This is a genomic window from Methylobacterium sp. NEAU K, assembly GCF_030700285.1.
Lineage (GTDB): Bacteria > Pseudomonadota > Alphaproteobacteria > Rhizobiales > Beijerinckiaceae > Methylobacterium.
In genome coordinates, this window is the sequence record NZ_JAUYZJ010000018.1 from 18,003 (window position 1) to 37,017 (window position 19,015).

Annotated in this window: 16 protein-coding genes; 7 read left to right on the forward strand and 9 right to left on the reverse strand. The window is 71.7% G+C overall.

Translation table 11 applies throughout. The features are described 5' to 3' along the window. Nucleotides 1-122: 122 nt before the first annotated feature. Genes Q8W67_RS15530 through Q8W67_RS15565 form a run of 8 tightly spaced genes read right to left on the reverse strand, consistent with a single transcriptional unit; the run spans nt 123 to nt 11,394 of the window. A complete protein-coding gene (locus Q8W67_RS15530; RefSeq protein ID WP_305547051.1) occupies nt 123-2,021 on the reverse strand; it encodes a response regulator in 1,899 nt (632 codons plus the stop codon). Beyond that, nucleotides 2,018-3,742, reverse strand: coding sequence for a response regulator (locus Q8W67_RS15535; RefSeq protein WP_305547053.1), 1,725 nt, complete (start codon nt 3,740-3,742; stop codon nt 2,018-2,020). The genes Q8W67_RS15530 and Q8W67_RS15535 overlap by 4 nt, the downstream gene beginning before the upstream one ends. Continuing rightward, nucleotides 3,739-4,806 (reverse strand): chemotaxis-specific protein-glutamate methyltransferase CheB, encoded by a 1,068-nt coding sequence (gene cheB, locus Q8W67_RS15540; protein ID WP_305547055.1) that lies wholly within the window; start codon nt 4,804-4,806, stop codon nt 3,739-3,741. The genes Q8W67_RS15535 and cheB overlap by 4 nt, the downstream gene beginning before the upstream one ends. Next, nucleotides 4,803-7,046 (reverse strand): response regulator, encoded by a 2,244-nt coding sequence (locus tag Q8W67_RS15545; RefSeq protein ID WP_305547057.1) that lies wholly within the window; start codon nt 7,044-7,046, stop codon nt 4,803-4,805. The genes cheB and Q8W67_RS15545 overlap by 4 nt, the downstream gene beginning before the upstream one ends. A gap of 14 nt (nt 7,047-7,060) precedes the next feature. Further along, nucleotides 7,061-8,734: a methyl-accepting chemotaxis protein gene (locus tag Q8W67_RS15550; protein WP_305547059.1), complete on the reverse strand. Its 1,674-nt coding sequence runs from the start codon at nt 8,732-8,734 to the stop codon at nt 7,061-7,063. A 38-nt stretch (nt 8,735-8,772) separates the two neighbouring features. Further along, nucleotides 8,773-9,354: a chemotaxis protein CheW gene (locus tag Q8W67_RS15555; RefSeq protein WP_305547061.1), complete on the reverse strand. Its 582-nt coding sequence runs from the start codon at nt 9,352-9,354 to the stop codon at nt 8,773-8,775. Beyond that, the gene (locus tag Q8W67_RS15560; protein WP_305547063.1) at nt 9,354-10,892 is read right to left on the reverse strand and encodes a protein-glutamate O-methyltransferase CheR; all 1,539 of its coding nucleotides are present in this window, start codon (nt 10,890-10,892) and stop codon (nt 9,354-9,356) included. The genes Q8W67_RS15555 and Q8W67_RS15560 overlap by 1 nt, the downstream gene beginning before the upstream one ends. Nucleotides 10,893-10,899: 7 nt before the next feature. Then, a complete protein-coding gene (locus Q8W67_RS15565) occupies nt 10,900-11,394 on the reverse strand; it encodes a chemotaxis protein CheW (protein WP_305547210.1) in 495 nt (164 codons plus the stop codon). A gap of 210 nt (nt 11,395-11,604) precedes the next feature. On the opposite strand from Q8W67_RS15565, the gene Q8W67_RS15570 reads away from it, so the two are divergent. From Q8W67_RS15570 to Q8W67_RS15600, 7 genes are all read left to right on the forward strand, one after another. Continuing rightward, nucleotides 11,605-11,850 (forward strand): hypothetical protein, encoded by a 246-nt coding sequence (locus Q8W67_RS15570; RefSeq protein WP_305547065.1) that lies wholly within the window; start codon nt 11,605-11,607, stop codon nt 11,848-11,850. Between the two features lie 305 nt (nt 11,851-12,155). Continuing rightward, entirely contained in the window at nt 12,156-12,971 is an 816-nt protein-coding gene (locus Q8W67_RS15575; protein WP_305547067.1) for a DeoR/GlpR family DNA-binding transcription regulator, read from the forward strand. 83 nt (nt 12,972-13,054) lie between these two features. Continuing rightward, nucleotides 13,055-14,587, forward strand: a complete 1,533-nt coding sequence (glpD, locus tag Q8W67_RS15580; RefSeq protein WP_305547069.1) for a glycerol-3-phosphate dehydrogenase — start codon at nt 13,055-13,057, stop codon at nt 14,585-14,587. A gap of 84 nt (nt 14,588-14,671) precedes the next feature. After that, entirely contained in the window at nt 14,672-16,177 is a 1,506-nt protein-coding gene (gene glpK, locus Q8W67_RS15585; RefSeq protein ID WP_305547071.1) for a glycerol kinase GlpK, read from the forward strand. A 78-nt stretch (nt 16,178-16,255) separates the two neighbouring features. Next, complete coding sequence (locus tag Q8W67_RS15590) at nt 16,256-16,987, forward strand: MIP/aquaporin family protein (protein WP_305547073.1); 732 nt, start codon at nt 16,256-16,258, stop codon at nt 16,985-16,987. A 125-nt stretch (nt 16,988-17,112) separates the two neighbouring features. Further along, on the forward strand, nt 17,113-18,096 hold the full coding sequence (gene lipA, locus Q8W67_RS15595) for a lipoyl synthase (protein ID WP_305547075.1): 984 nt from the start codon (nt 17,113-17,115) through the stop codon (nt 18,094-18,096). Between the two features lie 15 nt (nt 18,097-18,111). Continuing rightward, nucleotides 18,112-18,570, forward strand: a complete 459-nt coding sequence (locus Q8W67_RS15600) for a type II toxin-antitoxin system RatA family toxin (RefSeq protein ID WP_305547077.1) — start codon at nt 18,112-18,114, stop codon at nt 18,568-18,570. Between the two features lie 10 nt (nt 18,571-18,580). Here Q8W67_RS15600 and Q8W67_RS15605 read toward each other — a convergent pair whose 3' ends face one another. Beyond that, nucleotides 18,581-19,012 carry an Lrp/AsnC family transcriptional regulator gene (locus Q8W67_RS15605; protein ID WP_305547079.1) on the reverse strand — a complete coding sequence of 144 codons (432 nt, stop codon included), beginning with the start codon at nt 19,010-19,012 and terminating at the stop codon, nt 18,581-18,583. Nucleotides 19,013-19,015 lie beyond the last annotated feature (3 nt).

Consider the following 19,015-nt stretch of genomic DNA (forward strand, 5'->3'; position numbering starts at 1 on the left):
GCCGTGCGCCTGGGAAGATGCCGTGATCGCTCATGGTCCACCTCCGTCTCTGGCCGGAGCAACGATGCTCCGTGGAGGTCAATGAGCCGGCTCCACGCCAGTTCCCGACCGCCTGACGCCGCTTAGCGGCGCGCCGCGTCGGCGCTCTCGATCAGCCCCGAGACCCGGCTCGCCAGATCCGCCGAGCGGAACGGCTTTGTCAGCACCGGCAGGTCTTCGGGGATCTGCATCGCATCGGCGTGGCCGGTGAGAATCAGGACGGGAAGGCTCGGATCGCGGTCCCGGATCTCGGCGGCCAGCTCGATGCCGCTCATGCCCGGCATGGCGAGGTCGGCGACGACGAGGTCGAACCGGCCGGCCTCCAGCGACTGGAGCGCCGCCTCGCCATCGACCGCTTCCATCGCAGTGTAGCCGAAGCCTGCGAGAAACGAGGCTGTGACGTGGCGGACCTGCGGGTCGTCGTCGACCACCAGGATGCGCGCCGAACGCGCGGCCACCGGCGCCGCCCCCGACGTCCGGGTCGCCTGCTTCGGCGCTTCGGCGGCGAACGGGAGGGCCAGCTCGACACGCGTCCCGCGGCCGACCTCGCTTTCGATCGCGAGCCGCCCCTTCGATTGCTGCGCGAGGCCGAACACCATCGCGAGCCCCAACCCGGTCCCCTGGCCGATGGCCTTCGTGGTGAAGAACGGCTCGCAGACCCGGCGCAGGATCTCCTCCGGCATGCCGGTGCCCTCGTCGGTGACGCTGATACCGAGATAGGAGCCATCGGCGATCTCGGGATCGCCGGTGATGCCGAGCCGCCTTGTGGCCACCGTGATGATCCCGCCCTCCGGCATGGCATCCCGGGCGTTGATGCAGAGGTTGAGCACTGCGAGTTCCAGCTGGTCGGGGTCGACCTGGACGGCCGCCAAGTCGTCCGCCAGCTCGGTCCGCACGCTGACGAGGCCGCCGAGGCTGCGCCCGAATAGATCGCTCATCCCGGCGATCAGGCCATTCACGTCTGTTGCGCGGGCCTGGAGGTCGTGGGCGCGGCTGAAGCTGAGCAGGCGCTTGGTCAGAGACGCACCGCGCTCGGCCGCCCCGCGGGCGTTCTCGATCAGGCGCTGCACCCGCGGCAGGTCGGCGACCTTCGGGCCGGCGAGTTCCAGGCTGCCGAGGATCGCGGTCAGCAGATTGTTGAAGTCGTGCGCGATGCCGCCCGCCAGCGTCCCCAGCGCCTGCATCTTGTCGGACTGGCGCAGCCGCGCCTCCAGAATCCGCTGCTCGGTCACGTCCCGCTCGATCACCGCGAGGTGGCTGACCGCGCCGACCGCGTCGCGGATCGGCACGCGCGTCACGTGGCTCCACTGCTCGGCGCCGGTCGGACCGTCGCTGGTGAGGCTCTCGACGACCGCGCCGGACCGGATCGCCGCCGCGTCCGCCTCGGCGACCGCGCCGGCCGTTGGCCCGAGGAGATCGTCCTCACGGCGTCCCAGGCAGGCGGAGATGTCCTGGCCGAGCAGCGCCGCCTTGCGGGCGTTGAGCCGCACGAAGTGCCCCTGCGCGTCCTTGAAGCTGATGGCATCCTGGGCATGGTCGAGCAGGCCGCGCAACAGAGCCCGCTCGGTGGCGAGATCCCGGCCCAGGCCGTGGCGCTCGAAGGCCTGCCGGACGGTGGAGCGCAGCAGGCTCGCGTCCCAGGGCTTGGTGACGTAGCCGACGATCCCGCCGCGGTTGAGGGCGGCGATCACCGCGGTGATGTCGGCGTAGCCCGTGAGCAGGATCGCCTGCGCATCGTGGAAAGTGCGGGCCTCCGCCAGCAGCGCGTCCCCGGTCAGCCCCGGCATGCGCTGGTCGGAGAGCACCACGGCGATGTCGGGCTCGGCATGGAGGATCTCGAGCGCCTCAGCCGGGCGCGAGGTCGTCAGAACCCGGTAGGAATCCTCGAACAGGTCCTCCAGGGCGATCAGGATGTCCGGCTCGTCGTCGACGGCCAAGATCGTCCCGCTCAGCCTCCCGCTCCCCGCCGTGCCTTCAGTCATGCGCTGGCCGCCTGCCGCGGAATCCCGATCACGAAGCAGGCTCCCCCTTCCGGCGCCGTCTCCACGGTAAGCGCGCCGCTATGCGCCTGAACGACGCTGTAGGCAATCGCAAGGCCCAGGCCGGTACCGGAGCCCACCGGCTTCGTCGTGAAAAACGGCTCGAAGATCTTCTCGCGCAGGTCGTCCGGAATGCCGGGTCCCGTATCGCTGATCCGGATCTCGTCGATCTCGGGGCTCGACTGCGTCGTGATCCGGATGGTGCCCCCGTCCGGCATGGCGTCGGCCGCATTGCCGAGGATGTTCATCACGACCTGGTTGAGCAGCGCCGGGGTGCAGTGGATCTCGGCCCGGCCCGAGAAGGTGCGCTCCACGGCGATCCGGTCGCCGAGCTTGTGCTGGAGCAGGGCCAGCACGGTCTCGATCGCCTCGGGCACGTTGACCAGTGCACGCTCGCCCTCGTCGAGGCGCGAGAACTTCCGGAGGTTCAGCACGAGGTCCTGGATCCGGGTGAGCCCCATCCGCATCGAGCCGACCCGCTGGCGCGCCTTGTCGACGGCGCGGGCGGCGGCCTCGGGGGCCGCCTCCGGCAGCTCGCCGAGCAGGCGCTCGACCGTGCCCTGGTGGGCCAGGATGAAGGCGAGGGGGTTGTTGATCTCGTGGGCGATACCGGCGACGAGTTCGCCCAGCGAGGCCATCTTGGCGGCCTGGACCAGCTTGGCCTGGGCGTCGGTAAGCTGGCGGTTCGCGTCGGCGAGGTCGCGGTTGGCGCGCTCCAGGGCGTCGGCGAGCCGGGCCCGGGCCTCGGCGGCGTCGGCCTCGGCGCGGGCGCGCTCCACCGCCCGCTCCCGCTCGCCGAACTGGCCGGCGATGCGCCGGTCGTCCTCCTCCAGCAGGCGGCGGCGCACGAAGCCGCGCACCCGCAGCGCCAGAACCTCGGCGTCGGCCTTGGAGATCACGTCGTCCGCGCCCGCCGCGAAGGCCTCGACCAGAAAGTCCTTGGCCGGGTCGCTGCCGGCGATGCCCACGAGGTGGAAGCCGGCGCCCGCCGCCTGGCCGGAGCGGCGCTGGCTGATCACCCGGCACAGGACGAGCCCGTCATAGGCGTGGCCGAGCAGGTCGACGGTCACGCAGTCGAACGGGGCCTCCCCACCGGCCCCGTCGAGGGCAGCGAGCGCGGCCTCCGGCCCTGCCGCGGTGGCGACGTGGTGCCCGTCCTGGCCGAGCAGGCCGCCCAGGTAGGTCCGGTAGGTGGCGCTGCCGTCGATCACCAGGATGCGCCCGCGCCGGAAGGCGGCGGCGCCCGGGCCCTCGCCGTCGGAGGCCGCGCGGCGCTCGCGCAGCAGGGCACGGATCCGCAGGATCATCAGGTCGCGGTCGGCGGATTTGGGCAGGTAGGCGTCGGCGCCGCTTTCGAGCCCCTGGCGCTCGCCGCCATTCCCGCCGGTCAGCATCAGCACCGGCAGGGCGCGGGTCCGCAGGGACAGGCGCATCTGCCGGATCAGCTCGTCGCCGTTCATGCCCGGCAGGTGGTAATCCGCAACCACGAGGTCGGGCTGGTTGCGGTTGAGGTGGTCGAGGGCGGTTTCGGCCGAGGGGCAGCGCTCCACCGCGAAGCCGTGCGCCTCCAGCAGCAGGCGCAGCTCCAGCGCCTGCGTCTCCGAATCCTCCACGAGCAGGATCCGGGCGGGCTCCTCCCTGGCGACGGCCTCGCCCGGGCTCACGGACGCGCCCCCGGATCGGCGAGCCGAAGGACGTGGTCGGCGATCCGGTCGAGGGGCAGGACGGCCCGGGCGGCGCCGAGCCGCACGGCCGCCGCCGGCATGCCGTAGACCACCGCGGTGCTCTCGTGCTCGGCCACCGTCTGGGCGCCGGCCCGGTGCATGTCGGCCAAGCCGGCGGCTCCGTCCTCGCCCATGCCGGTGAGCAGGACGCCGATGCCCGCAGCGCCAGCCTGCCGGGCCAGGGAGCGGAACAGCACGGTCGCGGCCGGGCGCTGGCCGGAGACCGGCGCAGACTGGATCACCCGCATCACGCGTCCCGTACCGATCTCCAGGTGGCGGTCGCCCGGCGCCACGTAGACGCGGCCGGCCTCAGCCCGCTCCCCGTCCCGGGCCAGCGAGACCGGCAGCGCCACCACGCTGTCGAGCCAGCTCGCAAACCCTTCCATGAAGGCCGCCCCCATGTGCTGGACCACGAGCACCGGCAGCGGAAATCCCTTCGGGAGCGCGCCGATGACCCGGGCCAGTGCCGGAGGACCTCCGGTCGAGGCTGCGATCCCGAGAAGGCTCGGTGCCTGCCCGGTCGGCTCGGCAACGGGCGCGAAGGAGGCGGGCGCGGTGCGGCCCGCCCATTCGGTGCCGATCGGCCGCCTTCGGATCACCGGGACCTGGGCCATGATCCGCAGCTGCGTGCAGATCTCGCCGGCCACCGCCTCGTAGCCGGCGTGGGTCGTGGCCACGGGCTTCTCGACCACCGACAGGGCGCCGGCGCGCAGCGCGTTCATGGAGATCCGCAGCGAGGCATCCTCGACCGAGTCGGCGACCACGACGATCGGTGTCGGATGCTCGGCCATGATTCGGCGGGTGGTCTCCAGCCCGTCGATGCCGGGCAGGCGGATGTCCATCGAGATCACGTCCGGCCGCACCGCCCGGAGCGTATCGAGGGCCTCCTCGCCGGAAGCCACCGCGGCGACGAGTTCGAGCCGGGGATCGCGCGAGACGATGTAACGCAGCAGCTCGCGCACGACGAGGCTGTCCTCGACCAGCATGACCCGGACCGGATTCATAACAGCTGCCCGATCGTGTCGAGCAGCTGGCGCTGGTCGAATTTCTGCTTGGTCAGGTAGGCATCCGCGCCGAGATCGAGGCCGCGGGCCACGTCCTCGGCGTCCCCGCGCGAGGTCATCAGGATCGTCGGAAGCCGGGCGAAGCGGCCATCGGCGCGCAGGGCCTTGAGCAGGCCAAAGCCATCGAGACGCGGCATCTCCACGTCGGCGAGCACGAGATCGACGGGCTCGATCTCGGCGCGCAGCCGATCGAGGGCATCCTGACCGTCGACGCAGACGACCACGCGGTAGCCGGCGGCTTCCAAGATGCCCTTCTCCAAGGTCCGGGTGGTGATCGAATCGTCGACGACGAGGATCGTCGCGCGTGCTGTGGCGCGGGATGCGGTCGTCGAACGTGGAGCCTGCGCCATCGTTCCGGCCGATACAACGGCCGACGTGACAGCAGCGCGCGCGGCGAGCCCCTCGGGGTCGAGGACGAGCACCGGCACATCCCCCGGCAGCACCGCGGTCCCGGCGACCAGGCCGGGATCGGACCCGAAGGACGGGGCGGGCAGGACCAGGAGTGAACGGACGTCGTGCAGGCGGTCGACCGCGAGCGCGAGGCGGCCGCCACCGGCTCGCAGCAGCACCGCGGTCAGGATGCCCGGGTCGGGCGGCGCGCCGCCCGGGTTGCCGGGATCGGGCGCGGCGGAGACCGGGCCGAGGATCTCGGCGAGGTCGGTCACCGGGTGGCTGGTCGCCGCGTCGCCGGCACCATGCCGCAGGATCGTGCGGCCCATGGCCAGCGGCAATCCGGCCCGCTCCAGGCGCAGCAGGCGCTCCACGACACCACCCGGCAGGGCGTAGGTGCGCCCGCCCGCCTCGACCAGGAGCAGGCTGCGGCGGGCCGCCGAGAGCGGCAGGCTGAAGACCAGCGCGGTGCCCGCGGGCTCGCGCGGCTCGAGGCGCACGCTGCCGAGGAGCTGGCGCGCCGCGTCCGCCGCCACCGACAGGCCGTAGCCGCGTCCCGAGAGGGTATCGACGGCCTCCGCGGTGGAGAAGCCGGGCTCGAAGACGAGGCGCAGCAGGGTCTCGGAATCGGCCGGCCCCTCGGGGGCGAGCAGCCCGCGCGCGCGGGCGGCGGCCTCGATCCGGGTCAGGTCCGGGCCGGGCCCGTCGTCCGACACCGTGACCTGGAGGCGCGACCCGCGCACCGCCACCTCCAGCCCGAGCCCCAGCGCCTCGGGCTTGCCGGCGGCACGGCGCAACTCCGGCTGTTGCCAGCCGTGGCTCAGGGCATTGCGCAGGGCGTGCAGCAGCGGGTCCTTCAGTGCCTGCAGGGTGCCGCGCTCCACCGGCAGGTCGAGGCCTTGCAGGTCGAGATCGACCTCGCGCCCCTGCTCCCGGGCCGTCTCCCGGATCGAGCGGGCGAGGGGGCCCAGCACGGTCTCGGCCGGGACGAGGGCGAGGCGCTCGGCCCCGGCATGGACCCGGACCGCCGCCGCCTCGATCGCGCTGGTTGCGGCACCTTGCCGCCGGGACAGTTCCGCGGCCTCGCGAGCGAAGCTGCCGAGGCGGGCCGCGAAGGCGCGCAGTTCGGGTCGCTCCGTTTCGGCCCCGGCGGCGAGGACCTCGGCGCCGGCACGCAGGTCCCGGGCCAGCCGGGCGAGGCGCGCCAGGCCCTCTGCGGCGGGCGCCTGAGCCGCCAGGGTGCTGGCGAGGTCATGGCTCGCCCGGGCCAGCGCCTCCACGGCCTCGCCCGGCACCCGCAGGATCGCGGCGCCGGACTCGGCGGGCTCCGGGGGCGCCTTGGGTGCGGGGGCGGCAGCGACCGGCGCGGCGACCGGCGCGCGCGATGCGGCGGGCGGGGCCGACGCCTCCGGGGCCAGCCCGTGCAGCCCGAGGTACCGCCCCAGCGCGGCCAGCGCGTCACCCGGCATGTCCGGTCCGGCCCCATCCTTGAGGCCGGCGACGTAGGACTCGATCCGATCGAGGGCGAGGTGCACGGCGTTGGCCCCGTCCCGGTCGAGGGCGCTCGCGCCGTTGCGGACCCGCTCGAACAGGGTCTCCAGGCGGTGGGCCACCGCCTCCACGGCCGGGAGATCGACGGCGCGCGCGGCCCCCTTCAGGCTGTGGGCGCGGCGGAACACATCGTTCCAATCCGGCGTCGCGCTGCCCAGCGCGCCGCGGATCGCCGCGATGTGCTCATGGTGCTCGACCTCGAAGGCCGCGAGCAGGAGCTGGCGGATGTCGGCGGCCAAGGCGCGATCCGGCCTCAGTGCCGATAGCGTTCGGCGAGGGCCATGAGGGCCTGGGCCAACTCGGTGAGATTGGCCGAGGCCGTCTCGACCTGCCGGGTTCCGGCCGCCGTCTGCTGGCTCGCCTGCCGGATGTTCTGCAGGGCGCCCATCACCTGCTCGATGCCCAGCTGCTGCTGGTTCGTGGAGGCCACGATCTGCTGGAAGGTCTGCACGTTCTCCTCGACCCGGGCGGTGATCTCCTCGATGGTGCGCTGGGTCGTGTCGGAGCGGGTCTTGCCGGCCGCCGCGCGCTTGACCGCCTCCTCGGTGAGCATCACCGATGTGTTGATGCCGCGCTGGATCTCGCCGAGGATCCCGCGGACCTGGCCGGTGGCCGCCTTCGCTTGGTCGGCCAGCAGCTTCATCTCCGAGGCGACGACCGCGAAGCTGCGCCCGTTCTCCCCGGCGGCGGCGGCCTCGATCGCCGCGTTGAGCGCGAGGAGATGCGTGCGCTCCGAGATGTCGTTGACCGTCTCGATGATGTCGCCGATCGTCTGTGTCTTCTCGGAGAGGCTGACGATGTTGCCGGCCACCGCCTCGGCCTGCTCGCGGATGGCGTCCATGGCCTTGGCGGTATCGGACACGGCGCGCAGCCCCTGGCGCGACGTCTGCGCGGTGGCCTGCGCGGTGGCGATCACCTCGGTGGCGCGCTTGCTGATCTGGGCGCCCGAATGGGTGATCTCGTCGACCGTGGCGGCGGTCTCCTGCACGGCGGCGAATTGCTGCTCGACCGAGGCCGCCTGCTCCTGCGCCGAGGCGCGGATCTCGGCCGCGGCGGCGTTCAGGTCGGCCGTGGCGGCGCGGTTCGTCCGCGCGAGGTCGGAGAGGCCGGCCACCATGGCGTTCAGGGTGACGCCGAGGCGGCCGATCTCGTCGCCACCGCGCGCTTCCAGCCGGCCCGAGAGGTCGCCTTCGCCGACCCGTTCCACGAAGGCCATCACCGTTTCGAGCGGGCGCACCACCGCTCGGCTGATGAGCCACGTGACGAGGATCGCGAGCAGCACGGCGGCGGCCAGCGTCAGGTAGATCGAGAGGCGCGAGCGCTCGTAGACCTCCTGCGCGGCGCGCTGGCCGAGGGCCATGCCGCCATCGAGCAGGGTGCGGAGGTTCCGGATCCCGTCCAGGAACGGCGCCTGCAGTCGGATGATCTCGTCGTTGCGGGCCTCGACCGCGGCGGTGTCCTGCTTGGCGATCGCCGCGAACTGCGCCTCGCTCGCGCTCCGGACCTCGCGGAAGGTGCGCTGAGCCTCGGTCGCCGCCGTGGCGGTCCGCTCCCAGACGGAACGGCGCTCGGCGGAGGCCGATTGGGCCCGGTACTCGGTGGAGAGCTGGAGGATGGCGGCGAGGCGGTTCTCGACCTGGGCGGCGGTCTGGCGCCAGGCGGCCACGGTTTCGTCGGTGCGCACCACCGTCGCCTGGCCCTGCGACAGCATCGCGATCACGGCGTTGCGGCGCAGGAGCCCGAGGTCGCGGGCCTCGTTCCCCAGATCGTCGAGTTGGCGCAGGACCGACATGTCGCGGCGGACGATCATGTCGGTGGTGTCGCGCACCGAACCGATCTGCTCCAGCGCATAGAGGCCGAGGGCCACGATCACCACCGTGACGGCGACGAAGCCGAGGAGGATGCGTCTTCCGATCGAGAGCGTCACGGTCGGGGGTGGCTCCGGTTGGGGGCGCGCCGGCGCGGTCAGGGCAGCGCGCGGCGCAGGAGGCGAGCGAGGTCGATGACGACGAAGTCGGGGCGGTCGTCGCCGGCCGCCGCGGGGGCATAACCCGAAGCGGCCTCGTTTCCCAATCCGTCGGGGTCCGTGCCGTCCGGCAGCCCCCCGGCGGCAGATCCCGGCGCGCGGACGATTCCCAGCACCCGGTCGACCGCGAGGGCGATGGGCTGCGTCTGGCTCTGGGTTGCGCGCAGCACGACCAGATGGCCCGCGTCCGGCCCCGCCTCGGACGATGGCTGCGGCCGGCCCAGGGCGCGGGCGAGGCCGAGGACACCGACGATCCGGCCCGAGAGTGCGATCAGGCCGATCAGCGCGGGCATCGCGCCGGGCATCGGCGTGCAGGGGCGCATCGGCAGCACCTGCGCCACGGCGGCCAGCGGCAGCCCGTAGCGCTCGCCCCCGCAGGTGCAGACGAGGTGGTCGGCGCCTTCCTCCGACCGTGCCGCGGCGGCGCCCCTCCGGGCCAGAGCCGCGGCGCGCTCGGCCCGCAGGTCCCGCTCGGTTCGCGGCCGTGGGCCCCGCGCCTGTGCGCTCGGGCGCGCCTCCATCAGGAACTCCTGCTGCCAGTGCCAGTGCGGCGGGACGCGACGAGCCCGGCGCGGGCCGCGGCCGCCCCGGCGGCGATCTCGCCGGCCGCCGCGCCGTCCCCCTCGGGCAGGGTCATGTCCGGCCTGAGGGCTTGGCTCAGGGCGACGGCGTTGTCGAGGGCGCGGGCCGCCTCCTCCGGGCGGCCCAGGGCGACGAGCAGCAGCCCGAGATGGTAATGGGCCATCACGAAGCCCCGGTCGAGGTAGAGCGCCGCCCGCAGCGCCCGCTCGGCCTCCGCGTCCCGGCCGAGGCTGCGGGCCAGCAGACCTTCGTAGAAGCGCAAGGCGGGAACGGTCGGATCCCGGTCGAGGGCGGTGTGCAGCGCCCGCCAGGCCGCGCCGGTCTCGCCCGCATCCGCCAGGGCGCGGATGCGATCGAGGTCTCCGGCCTGTGCCTCGTCCGCGGCCTGCGTGTCGTCGCCTGCCGCACCGGGCCGCGCGAACGCCGCCGAGGCGGCGGGCGCAAGATGCGGAGCCAGGGCCGCGACAGGACCGACGGAGCCCTGGACCTCCCACGATTCATCGCCCGCCCGGGTCCGCCGCACCGGGTCCGGCTCCGGCATGGCACGGCTGGCGGCGGAGAGCACCGGCCAGGGGGCGGGTGGCGGAACCGCGTCCTCAAGGCGGCGATAGGCCACGGTGCCGGGCAGGCTGACGGGGTCGAGGAAGGCCGAGAAGGCCGGGCTCGGCTCGGCATGGCCGAGGAGCAGCCAGCCGTCCTTCCGCAGCCTGCGGCCGAGACCGCGCACCACCCCGGAGACCGTCTCGGCGTTGAAATAGATCAACACGTTGCGGCACAGGATCAGGTCGAACCCCTCGCCCTGCAGAGGCATCGGCTCGGCGAGCCTCAGGAGGTTGCCGCGCTCGAACCGGACCAGCGCGCGGAATTCCGGCCGCAGGGCGTAGCCGCCCTCGCGGTGGATGCCGGGCGCGGGGGGCAGGCGCGTGAAGTAGCGCAGACGCTCCTCAGGGGGCATCGTGCGCAGGGCCCAGCGGCCGTACTCGGCCGCGCGCGCGGTCGCCAGCGCCTCGCCGCTGATGTCGGTCCCGAGGATGTTGACCCGCCAGTCGGGCAGGGCTTCGCCGAGGGCCTCACGGACCAGGATCGCCAGCGAGTAGGCCTCGGCCCCCGTCGAACACCCGGCACTCCAGATCCGCAGGGTGCGCTCGGGCTCCCGCGCCGCGATCAGCCCCGGCAGAATCGTCTCGCGCAGGGCTTGGAACTGCTCGGCATACCGGAAGAAGAAGGTCTCGCCGACCGTGATCTCGGCCTCGAGATTCGCCCATTCGGCCTCGCCGCGCTGGCCGTCGGCCAGGAGGGTCCCGTAACCGGTGCAGTCCGGCACCGACGTCGCGCGGAAGCGCCGGCGCAGCCGCTCGACCAGGAGGTCGTCCTTGTCGGCATAGTAGTGGTGACCGGTGCGCGTGATGATCCGCGCCTTCAGCTCGGCATAGGCCGGGTCGGCCGGATCTGGGCGGGAATGGCCCGTGCGGGGCATCGCGGGATCAGGCGGTGGGGGGAAGCGCGGCAAGGCGCTCGGCGGCGGCCTGCGCCAGCGCCGCGACCCGGGCCCGCTCCTTTGCGGTCAGGAGGCTCTCGGTGGCGAGGGCGTGGACGAGGCGGTCGCCGATGACGATCTCGGCGGCGACGCAGCCGTTGAGGGTCCCGGCCTCCTCGGCCGGCCGGATCGCAGCCTCGGGCACGCTCACGAGATCGGCGACGCGATCGACCAGATATGCGGTCGCCTCGCCCCGCGTGAGCACGAGATGCGCGTAGAGGCCGGGCTCGGAGGCGGCCGGGCGCAGGCCCAGCAGGGTCGCCAGATCGATCACCGGAACCGGCGCGCCGCCGAGATTGAGGAAGCCGGCCAGCCAGCCCCCGGTGGCGGGCGGATTGTGCAGATCCGGCAGCGGCAGGATTTCGGCGACGGCGGCGCGGGGCAGGGCGCAGGGCGTTCCGGCCACGTCGAGGAGGAGATAGGCCGAACCGCTGCTGGCCACCGCCACCCCCTGCCTCTGATACGCGGTCGCGGGACGAGCCGGGACTGGTCGCGAGATAGGCCGCGAGAGCGCGCCAGGCAATCGCCCGATCGATCCGTCGCGGCACCGGGGAACCAAGTCTCACCCAACCCGCTTATTTTCCGACGCAGCGGCGCCGTTCCAGACGACGAGCGACGCCTCGCCTGCGCCGGACTACGCCAGGGATTGATCATGAGGAAACTACTGTTGGCCGCCGCGTCGCTGACGCTGCTCGCGGGCTCCGCGTACGCTCAGGGCAACGCCCCCTACAACAACATCGGCGCACAGGCCGGCGGCCCCCGCGGTGGGGTCGAGCGCGCGGGCGAAGCCGCCGCCATGGAGCAGGGCGCCGCGCCGGCTCGGCGGCCGATGATGCGCAAGCGCATGAAGCACAAGCGCATGATGAAGCACCACCGCCGGATGCACCATCAGATGTGATCGGCCCGGGTGCCGCCACTCGGCGGCACCGCTGGGACGTTCAGGCCTGTCGCACCTGCGGCGGGCCTTTTTTCATGGCGCCCAAGCCTTCGCGGCGCCCAAGCCTTCGCGGCGCCCAGAGCCGAGCCTTCACGGCGCCCGGGTCATGGCGCGCGGTCGTCCCGCGACGGATACGGTTGCCCGGAGAGGCGGGTCGGTTCACTCTCATGCGAAAGCCGTCTCAACCGGAAGATGTTCGCAAACGAACATCCGCACCCGGAAGGGTAGGCCGGCCCGGCGGTGCCGGGGGAATCCAGGGAGTCCCGATGTCACGACCGCTCGACCGGAGATCCGACGACAGGATCGAGGCGACCGGCGTCGAAGGACGGCGCAGTGCCATCGTGGCGTCGGTGCGCCAGCGCGGCTTCGTCACCATCGAGGCCCTGGCGACGCAGTTCGGCGTCACCGTGCAGACGATCCGGCGCGACCTGAACGAACTCAGCGCCGAGGGGAGGCTGGAGCGCTACCGCGGCGGCGGCGGCCTGCCCTCCAGCGTGGAGAACATCGACTATGCCGACCGACGGGTGACTCTGCTGCCCGAGAAGACCCGGATCGGCCGGCTCGCGGCCAGCCGGATCCCGTCGCACTGCTCGGTCTTCGTGAACATCGGCACCACCCCGGAGGCGGTGGCCCGGGAACTGACCCGGCACGATGACCTCAGCGTCATCACCAACAACCTCAACGTGGCGATCTCCCTGGCCGAAGCCACCGAATTCCGCATCGTTGTGGCGGGGGGCACCGTGCGCAACCGCGACGGCGCGGTGCTCGGGCAGCTCACCTGCGACACGCTCAGCCAGTTCCGGGTCGACGTGGCGGTGATCGGCATCAGCGGCATCGATGCCGACGGCGCCCTGCTGGACTACGATTACGAGGAGGTGCGGGCGACGCAGACCATCCTGGCCCATGCCCGCAGGACCTTCCTGGTGGCAGACCACACCAAGTTCACCCGCCGGCCCATGGTGCAGGTCGGGCGGCTCGACCAGATCGACACCTTCTTCACCGACCGGATGCCCCCGCCGGAGATCGTCGCCATGATCGAGCGACAGGGCGTCACCCTGGCCGTCGCAGACGACGAACCATAACGAACATCGTTTTTTCGCTTGCGAAAATTTGTGACCCGCTCAATATATCCTCAACCCGCCACAAGGGCGGGATTGGAGGAACAATGGCGGCAGCAACGCGCCAGCGCACGCCGTCCGACGCCTACGATCTCCTGGTCATCGGCGGCGGCATCAACGGGACCGGCATCGCGCGCGATGCGTCCGGCCGCGGCCTCTCGGTCCTGCTGGCCGAGCGCGGGGATCTGGCCGGCTTCACCTCGTCGTCGTCGACGAAGCTGATCCACGGCGGCCTGCGCTACCTTGAATATTACGAGTTCCGCCTCGTGCGCGAGGCGCTCGCCGAGCGCGAGCGGCTGCTCCGGCTCGCCCCCCACGTAATCTGGCCGCTGCGATTCGTACTGCCCCACGACGAGGGCCTGCGCCCGGCCTGGATGCTGCGGCTCGGCCTGTTCCTGTACGACCATCTTGCGCGGCTGCGCACGCTGCCGGGCTCGACGTCGGTGGACCTGCGCAGTTCCCCGTACGGTGCGCCGCTGCAGAAACGGCTCACCCGCGGCTTCGTCTATTCCGACTGCTGGGTGGAGGATAGCCGCCTCGTCGTGCTCAACGCCATGGACGCGCGCGAGCATGGCGCCACGGTGCTGACCCGCACCGGCGTGGTCTCGGCCCGGCGCGAAGGTGACGGCTGGGTCGCGACGCTCCGCGACGAGCGCGGCGGGGCCGAGCGCACCGTCCGGGCGAAGGCCGTGGTCAACGCGGCCGGTCCCTGGGTCAGCGCAACGCTCGGCAGCACGCTCGGCATCAACAGCCGCGCGGCCGTGCGCCTGATCAAGGGCAGCCACATCGTGGTGAAGCGGCTGTTCACGGGCGATCAGGCCTACATCCTGCAGCAGCCCGACAAGCGGATCGTCTTCGCGATCCCCTACGAGCGCGACTTCACGCTGATCGGCACCACGGACGTGCCCTATGACGGCGAGCCGGGATCGGTCTCGATCTCCCCGGAGGAGACCGACTACCTCTGCGGCTGCATCAACCGTTCCTTCGAAACCCGCATCGGCCCGGCCGACGTGGTCTGGAGCTATTCGGGGGTGCGCCCGCTCTACGACGACGCGGCCGAGAACGCCTCGGCGGTGACCCGCGACTACGTCCTGGACGTGGAAGACCAGGGCGGCCGGGCGGCGGTGCTGTCGGTGTTCGGCGGCAAGATCACGACCTACCGGCGGCTGGCCGAGCACGCGCTGGAGAAGCTGAAGCCGTTCTTCCCCGGCCTCAAGGGCGCCTGGACCGGGGACGCGATTCTGCCCGGCGGGGCCATGCGGGATGCCGATTTCGACCAGTTCCTGGCCAAGCTGAAGGCCGAGAAGCCGTTCCTGCCTGCCGAGACCGCGCGGCGCCTGGCCCGCGCCTACGGGACGCGGACGCGCGACATCGTCGGGACCGCCCAGTCCATGGCCGATCTCGGCGAGGCCTTCGACGGAGGCCTCACGGCGGCCGAGGTCGATTATCTCCGGACGGAAGAGTGGGCGGTTACCGCGGAGGACATCCTCTGGCGGCGTTCGAAGCTCGGCCTGCGCACCGGCCCGGAGAGCGCGGCGCGGCTTGCCGCCTACCTCGACCGCAAGGCCGAGGCGGCCTGAGCTTTCGGACCCGAGTTTTTTCGGACGCGAGTCTTTTCGGACCCGAGTCGGCGCGAGACCGATCGGGCAAACAGGGAGGTGACGATGAGCCGTTACGTCGGGGCCATCGACCAGGGCACCACGAGCAGCCGCTTCATGGTGTTCGATCGCGAGGGCAGCGTGATCGCGCTGGCCCAGGCCGAGCATGCGCAGATCTATCCGGCTCCGGGCCATGTCGAGCACGACGCCGCCGAGATCTGGACGAAGACGCAAGGGGTGATGCGCGAGGCCCTGGACAAGGCCGGCCTCCAGCCCACCGACCTCGCCTCCATCGGCATCACCAACCAGCGCGAGACCACGCTGATCTGGGACCGGCGGACCGGCAAGCCGCTGCACAACGCCCTGGTCTGGCAGGACACCCGCAACGACCGGCTGGTGGCCGAGTTCGCCCGCGACGGCGGCCGTGACCGGTTCCGCGACCTCACCGGGCTGCCGCTGGCGAGTTATTTTTCGGGGCTCAAGCTGCGCTGGCTCCTGGACCACGTGGACGGCGCCCGGGAGCGGGCCGAGGCCGGCGACGTGCTGTTCGGCAACATCGACACCTGGCTGGTCTGGAACCTCACCGGCGGCACCGAGGACGGCCTCCACGTCACCGACGTGACCAATGCCAGCCGCACGCAGCTGATGTCGCTCAAGACCCTGGAATGGGACGACGGCATGCTGAGCGTCTTCGGCATCCCGAAGGCGATGCTGCCCAAGATCGTCTCGTCGAGCGAGGTCTACGGCGAGACCAAGGCCCCGTTCGCGGGGGTGCCGATCGCCGGTATCCTGGGCGACCAGCAGGCGGCCCTGTTCGGGCAGACCTGCTTCGCGCCCGGCGAGGCCAAGAACACCTACGGCACCGGCTGCTTCGCGCTGATGAACACCGGCGCCGAGCCGGTCCCCTCGAAGGCCGGCCTCGTCACGACCCTGGCCTACCGCCTCGACGGCCAGAAGCCCGCCTATGCGCTCGAGGGCTCGATCGCCATCACGGGCGCCCTGGTGCAGTGGCTGCGCGACAACCTTCACATGATCAAGGATTCGGCCGAGGTCGAGACGCTGGCCACGACCGTGGAGGACAATGGCGGGGTCTACTTCGTGCCGGCCTTCTCGGGCCTCTACGCGCCGCACTGGAACGAGGGCGCCCGCGGCCTGATCATCGGGCTGACCCGCTACGTCAACCGCGGCCACATCGCCCGCTCGGTTCTGGAGGCGACCGCCTTCCAGACCCGCGAGGTGCTGCAGGCGATGGCCCAGGATTCCGGCATCCCGGTCAAGGAGTTACGGGCGGATGGCGGCATGGTCGCCAACACCACGCTGATGCAGTTCCAGTCCGACATGCTCGACGTGCCGGTGGTGCGCCCGAAGGTCTCCGAGACCACGGCGCTCGGCGCCGCCTACGCGGCCGGCCTGGCGGTCGGCTACTGGAAGGGCCTCGACGACCTCAAGCGCAACTGGGGCGTCGACAAGCGCTGGACGCCCAAGATGGATGCCGGCCAGCGCGAGAAGATCGCTTCCGCCTGGGGCCGGGCGGTGCAGCGGTCCTTCGACTGGAAGACGGACGCGGATTGATCGGACGGCCTTGGCCCGCACGCGATACGTGCGGGCCAAATTTTTGAAAAGAAACAATAAAATTGGGGAGAGAAGACCATGACATCGCCATTCCTGGGCGAATTCCTCGGCACGATGACGCTGATCGTGCTGGGGGACGGCGTCGTCGCCGGCGCGCTGCTCAAGAAGTCCAAGGGCGAGAATGCGGGCTGGATCGCGATCACCGCCGGATGGGCCTTCGGCGTCCTCGCCGGGATCTTCGTCGCCACGGCGACCGGCAGCCCCGACGCGCACCTCAACCCCGCCGTGACCGTGGCGGGCGCCGTCAGCTCCGGGGATTTCTCGAAGCTCGCGGTCTTCATCCCGGCGCAGATGCTCGGCGCCTTCGTGGGCGCCGCGATCGTCTGGCTCCACTACCTGCCCCACTGGGCGGCGACCCCGGAGCAGGACCTCAAGCTCGCCTGCTTCTGCACGGGGCCGGCGATTCGGGACGCGAAGGCCAACTGGATGTCCGAGATCATCGCCACCTTCTTCCTGATCCTGACGATCTCGGCCCTCGTGACCAACGCGGTCGGTGTCGCGGGGACGATCCCGCGCGGAGTCGCACCCTACATGGTCGGCATGCTGGTCTGGGGCATCGGCCTCTCGCTCGGCGGCACCACCGGCTACGCCATCAACCCCGCCCGCGACCTCGGGCCCCGGCTCGCTCACGCCGTCCTGCCGATCGCCGGAAAGGGCCATTCCGACTGGGGCTACGCGCTGATCCCGGTCGCCGGACCCGTGGTCGGGGCGGTGCTGGCCGGGCTGTTCGTGCGGTTCCTCGGGATCTGACGGAAACGCCGCATCCTCAACCGCCGCATGGCGTCCCGGCGTCGCGGCGGTTTGCGGCGCGGGGTCTTGCACCTTAAGTCAGGGCGATCCCGACCGCGCCCACGGGCGCCTCCCCGCGGTGTGGCATGGCCGTCGTCCTCGACATCCTGAAGAACGATCCGCGGCCGGTGCGCCTGCGCCACCCGGAGAAGGCGCACCGGCCCGACCAGCCCGTCCAGGCGAGGAAGCCCGACTGGATCCGCGTGAAGGCGCCGGGCTCCAAGGCCTGGGCCGAGACCCAGAAGATCGTGCGCGAGCACGGCCTCGTCACGGTCTGCGAGGAGGCCGGCTGTCCCAATATCGGCGAGTGCTGGGAGAAGCGGCACGCCACCTTCATGATCATGGGCGACACCTGCACGCGGGCCTGCGCCTTCTGCAACGTGCGCACCGGCCTGCCCGACGCACTCGACGCCCAGGAACCCGAGAAGATCGGCGACTCGGTGGCCAAGCTCGGCCTGCACCACGTGGTGATCACGTCGGTGGACCGCGACGACCTGAAGGACGGCGGCGCCGCCCATTTCGCCCGGACCATCGCGGCGATCCGGCGGGCGAGCCCCGGCACCACGGTGGAGATCCTCACCCCCGACTTCCTGCGCAAGGACGGCGCACTGGAGGAGGTGGTCGCGGCCAAGCCCGACGTGTTCAACCACAACCTCGAGACGGTGCCGGCAAAGTACCTTACGGTCCGGCCCGGCGCCCGGTACTTCCACTCGGTGCGCCTGCTCCAGCGGGTGAAGGAGCTCGACCCTGCGATCTTCACCAAGTCGGGCATCATGGTCGGGCTGGGCGAGGAGCGGAACGAGGTTCTGCAGCTCATGGACGACCTGCGCTCAGCCGAGGTCGACTTCCTCACCATCGGACAGTATCTGCAGCCGTCGAAGAAGCACCACGAGGTCGTGCGCTTCGTGCCTCCCGACGAATTCAAGACCTACGAGACCACCGCCTACGCCAAGGGTTTCCTGCTGGTCTCGGCCACGCCCCTGACCCGCTCGTCCCACCATGCAGGCGAGGATTTCGCGCGCTTGCAGGCGGCCCGGCTCGCGAAACTGTCGCCTGCGCTCTCGGCCTGAGGAAATCCGACGACCATGCCGTCCTTTCGGGTCACCCGCGCGGTGAAGCACTCGCCGCAGCAGATGTACGACCTCGTCGCCGACGTGGAGCGCTATCCGGAGTTCCTGCCGCTCTGCGAATCCCTGCGGGTGATCCGCCGCCAGGACATGCCGGACGGCGGCCAGGTGCTGATCGCCGAGATGGGCGTGGGCTACAAGGCGATCCGCGAGCGCTTCACCACCCGGGTCAGCCTCGATCCCGCGAACTTCAAGATCGTCGCCGAATACATCGACGGCCCGTTCCGCCATCTGGAGAACCGCTGGCTGTTCAAGGACGCGCCGGAGGTGGCGTGCAACGTCGATTTCTTCATCACCTACGAATTCAAGAGCCGCACCCTCGGCCTGCTGATGGGCACGATGTTCGACCGGGCCTTCCGCAAGTTCACCGACGCCTTCGAGGGGCGGGCGAACCGGATGTACGGCGCGGGGGCGTAAGGCGCAGGCCTCACCGGCCGCCCTTGCGCGCGCCCAGCAGCAGGCTCGTCTCCGAATTGGCGATGCCGTCGATCTGACGGATCGTCCGGAGCAGGGCGTCGAAGGCCGGGAGAGACTCCGCCTCGATCTCGGCGACGATGTCCCAGCGCCCGTTGGTGGTGTGGAGCGCGCGGATCTCGGGCAGTCCGGCGAGGCGCCGGATCACGCTCTCGGCGTGGCGCCCGTCCACCTCGATCATCGCCACCGCCCGCATGCCGCCCGGTTCGAGGTCGCGGGCGAGCACGACCGTGAAGCCGTGGATCACGCCGGTCTCGATCAGGCGGTCGAGGCGGGCCCGCACGGTCGCGCGCGTCACGCCGAGGGCGGCCGCGAGCTTGGCGATCGGCAACCGCGCATCGGTACGCAGCAGCGCGATCAGGCGGTGGTCGAGGTCGTCCGGCATCGC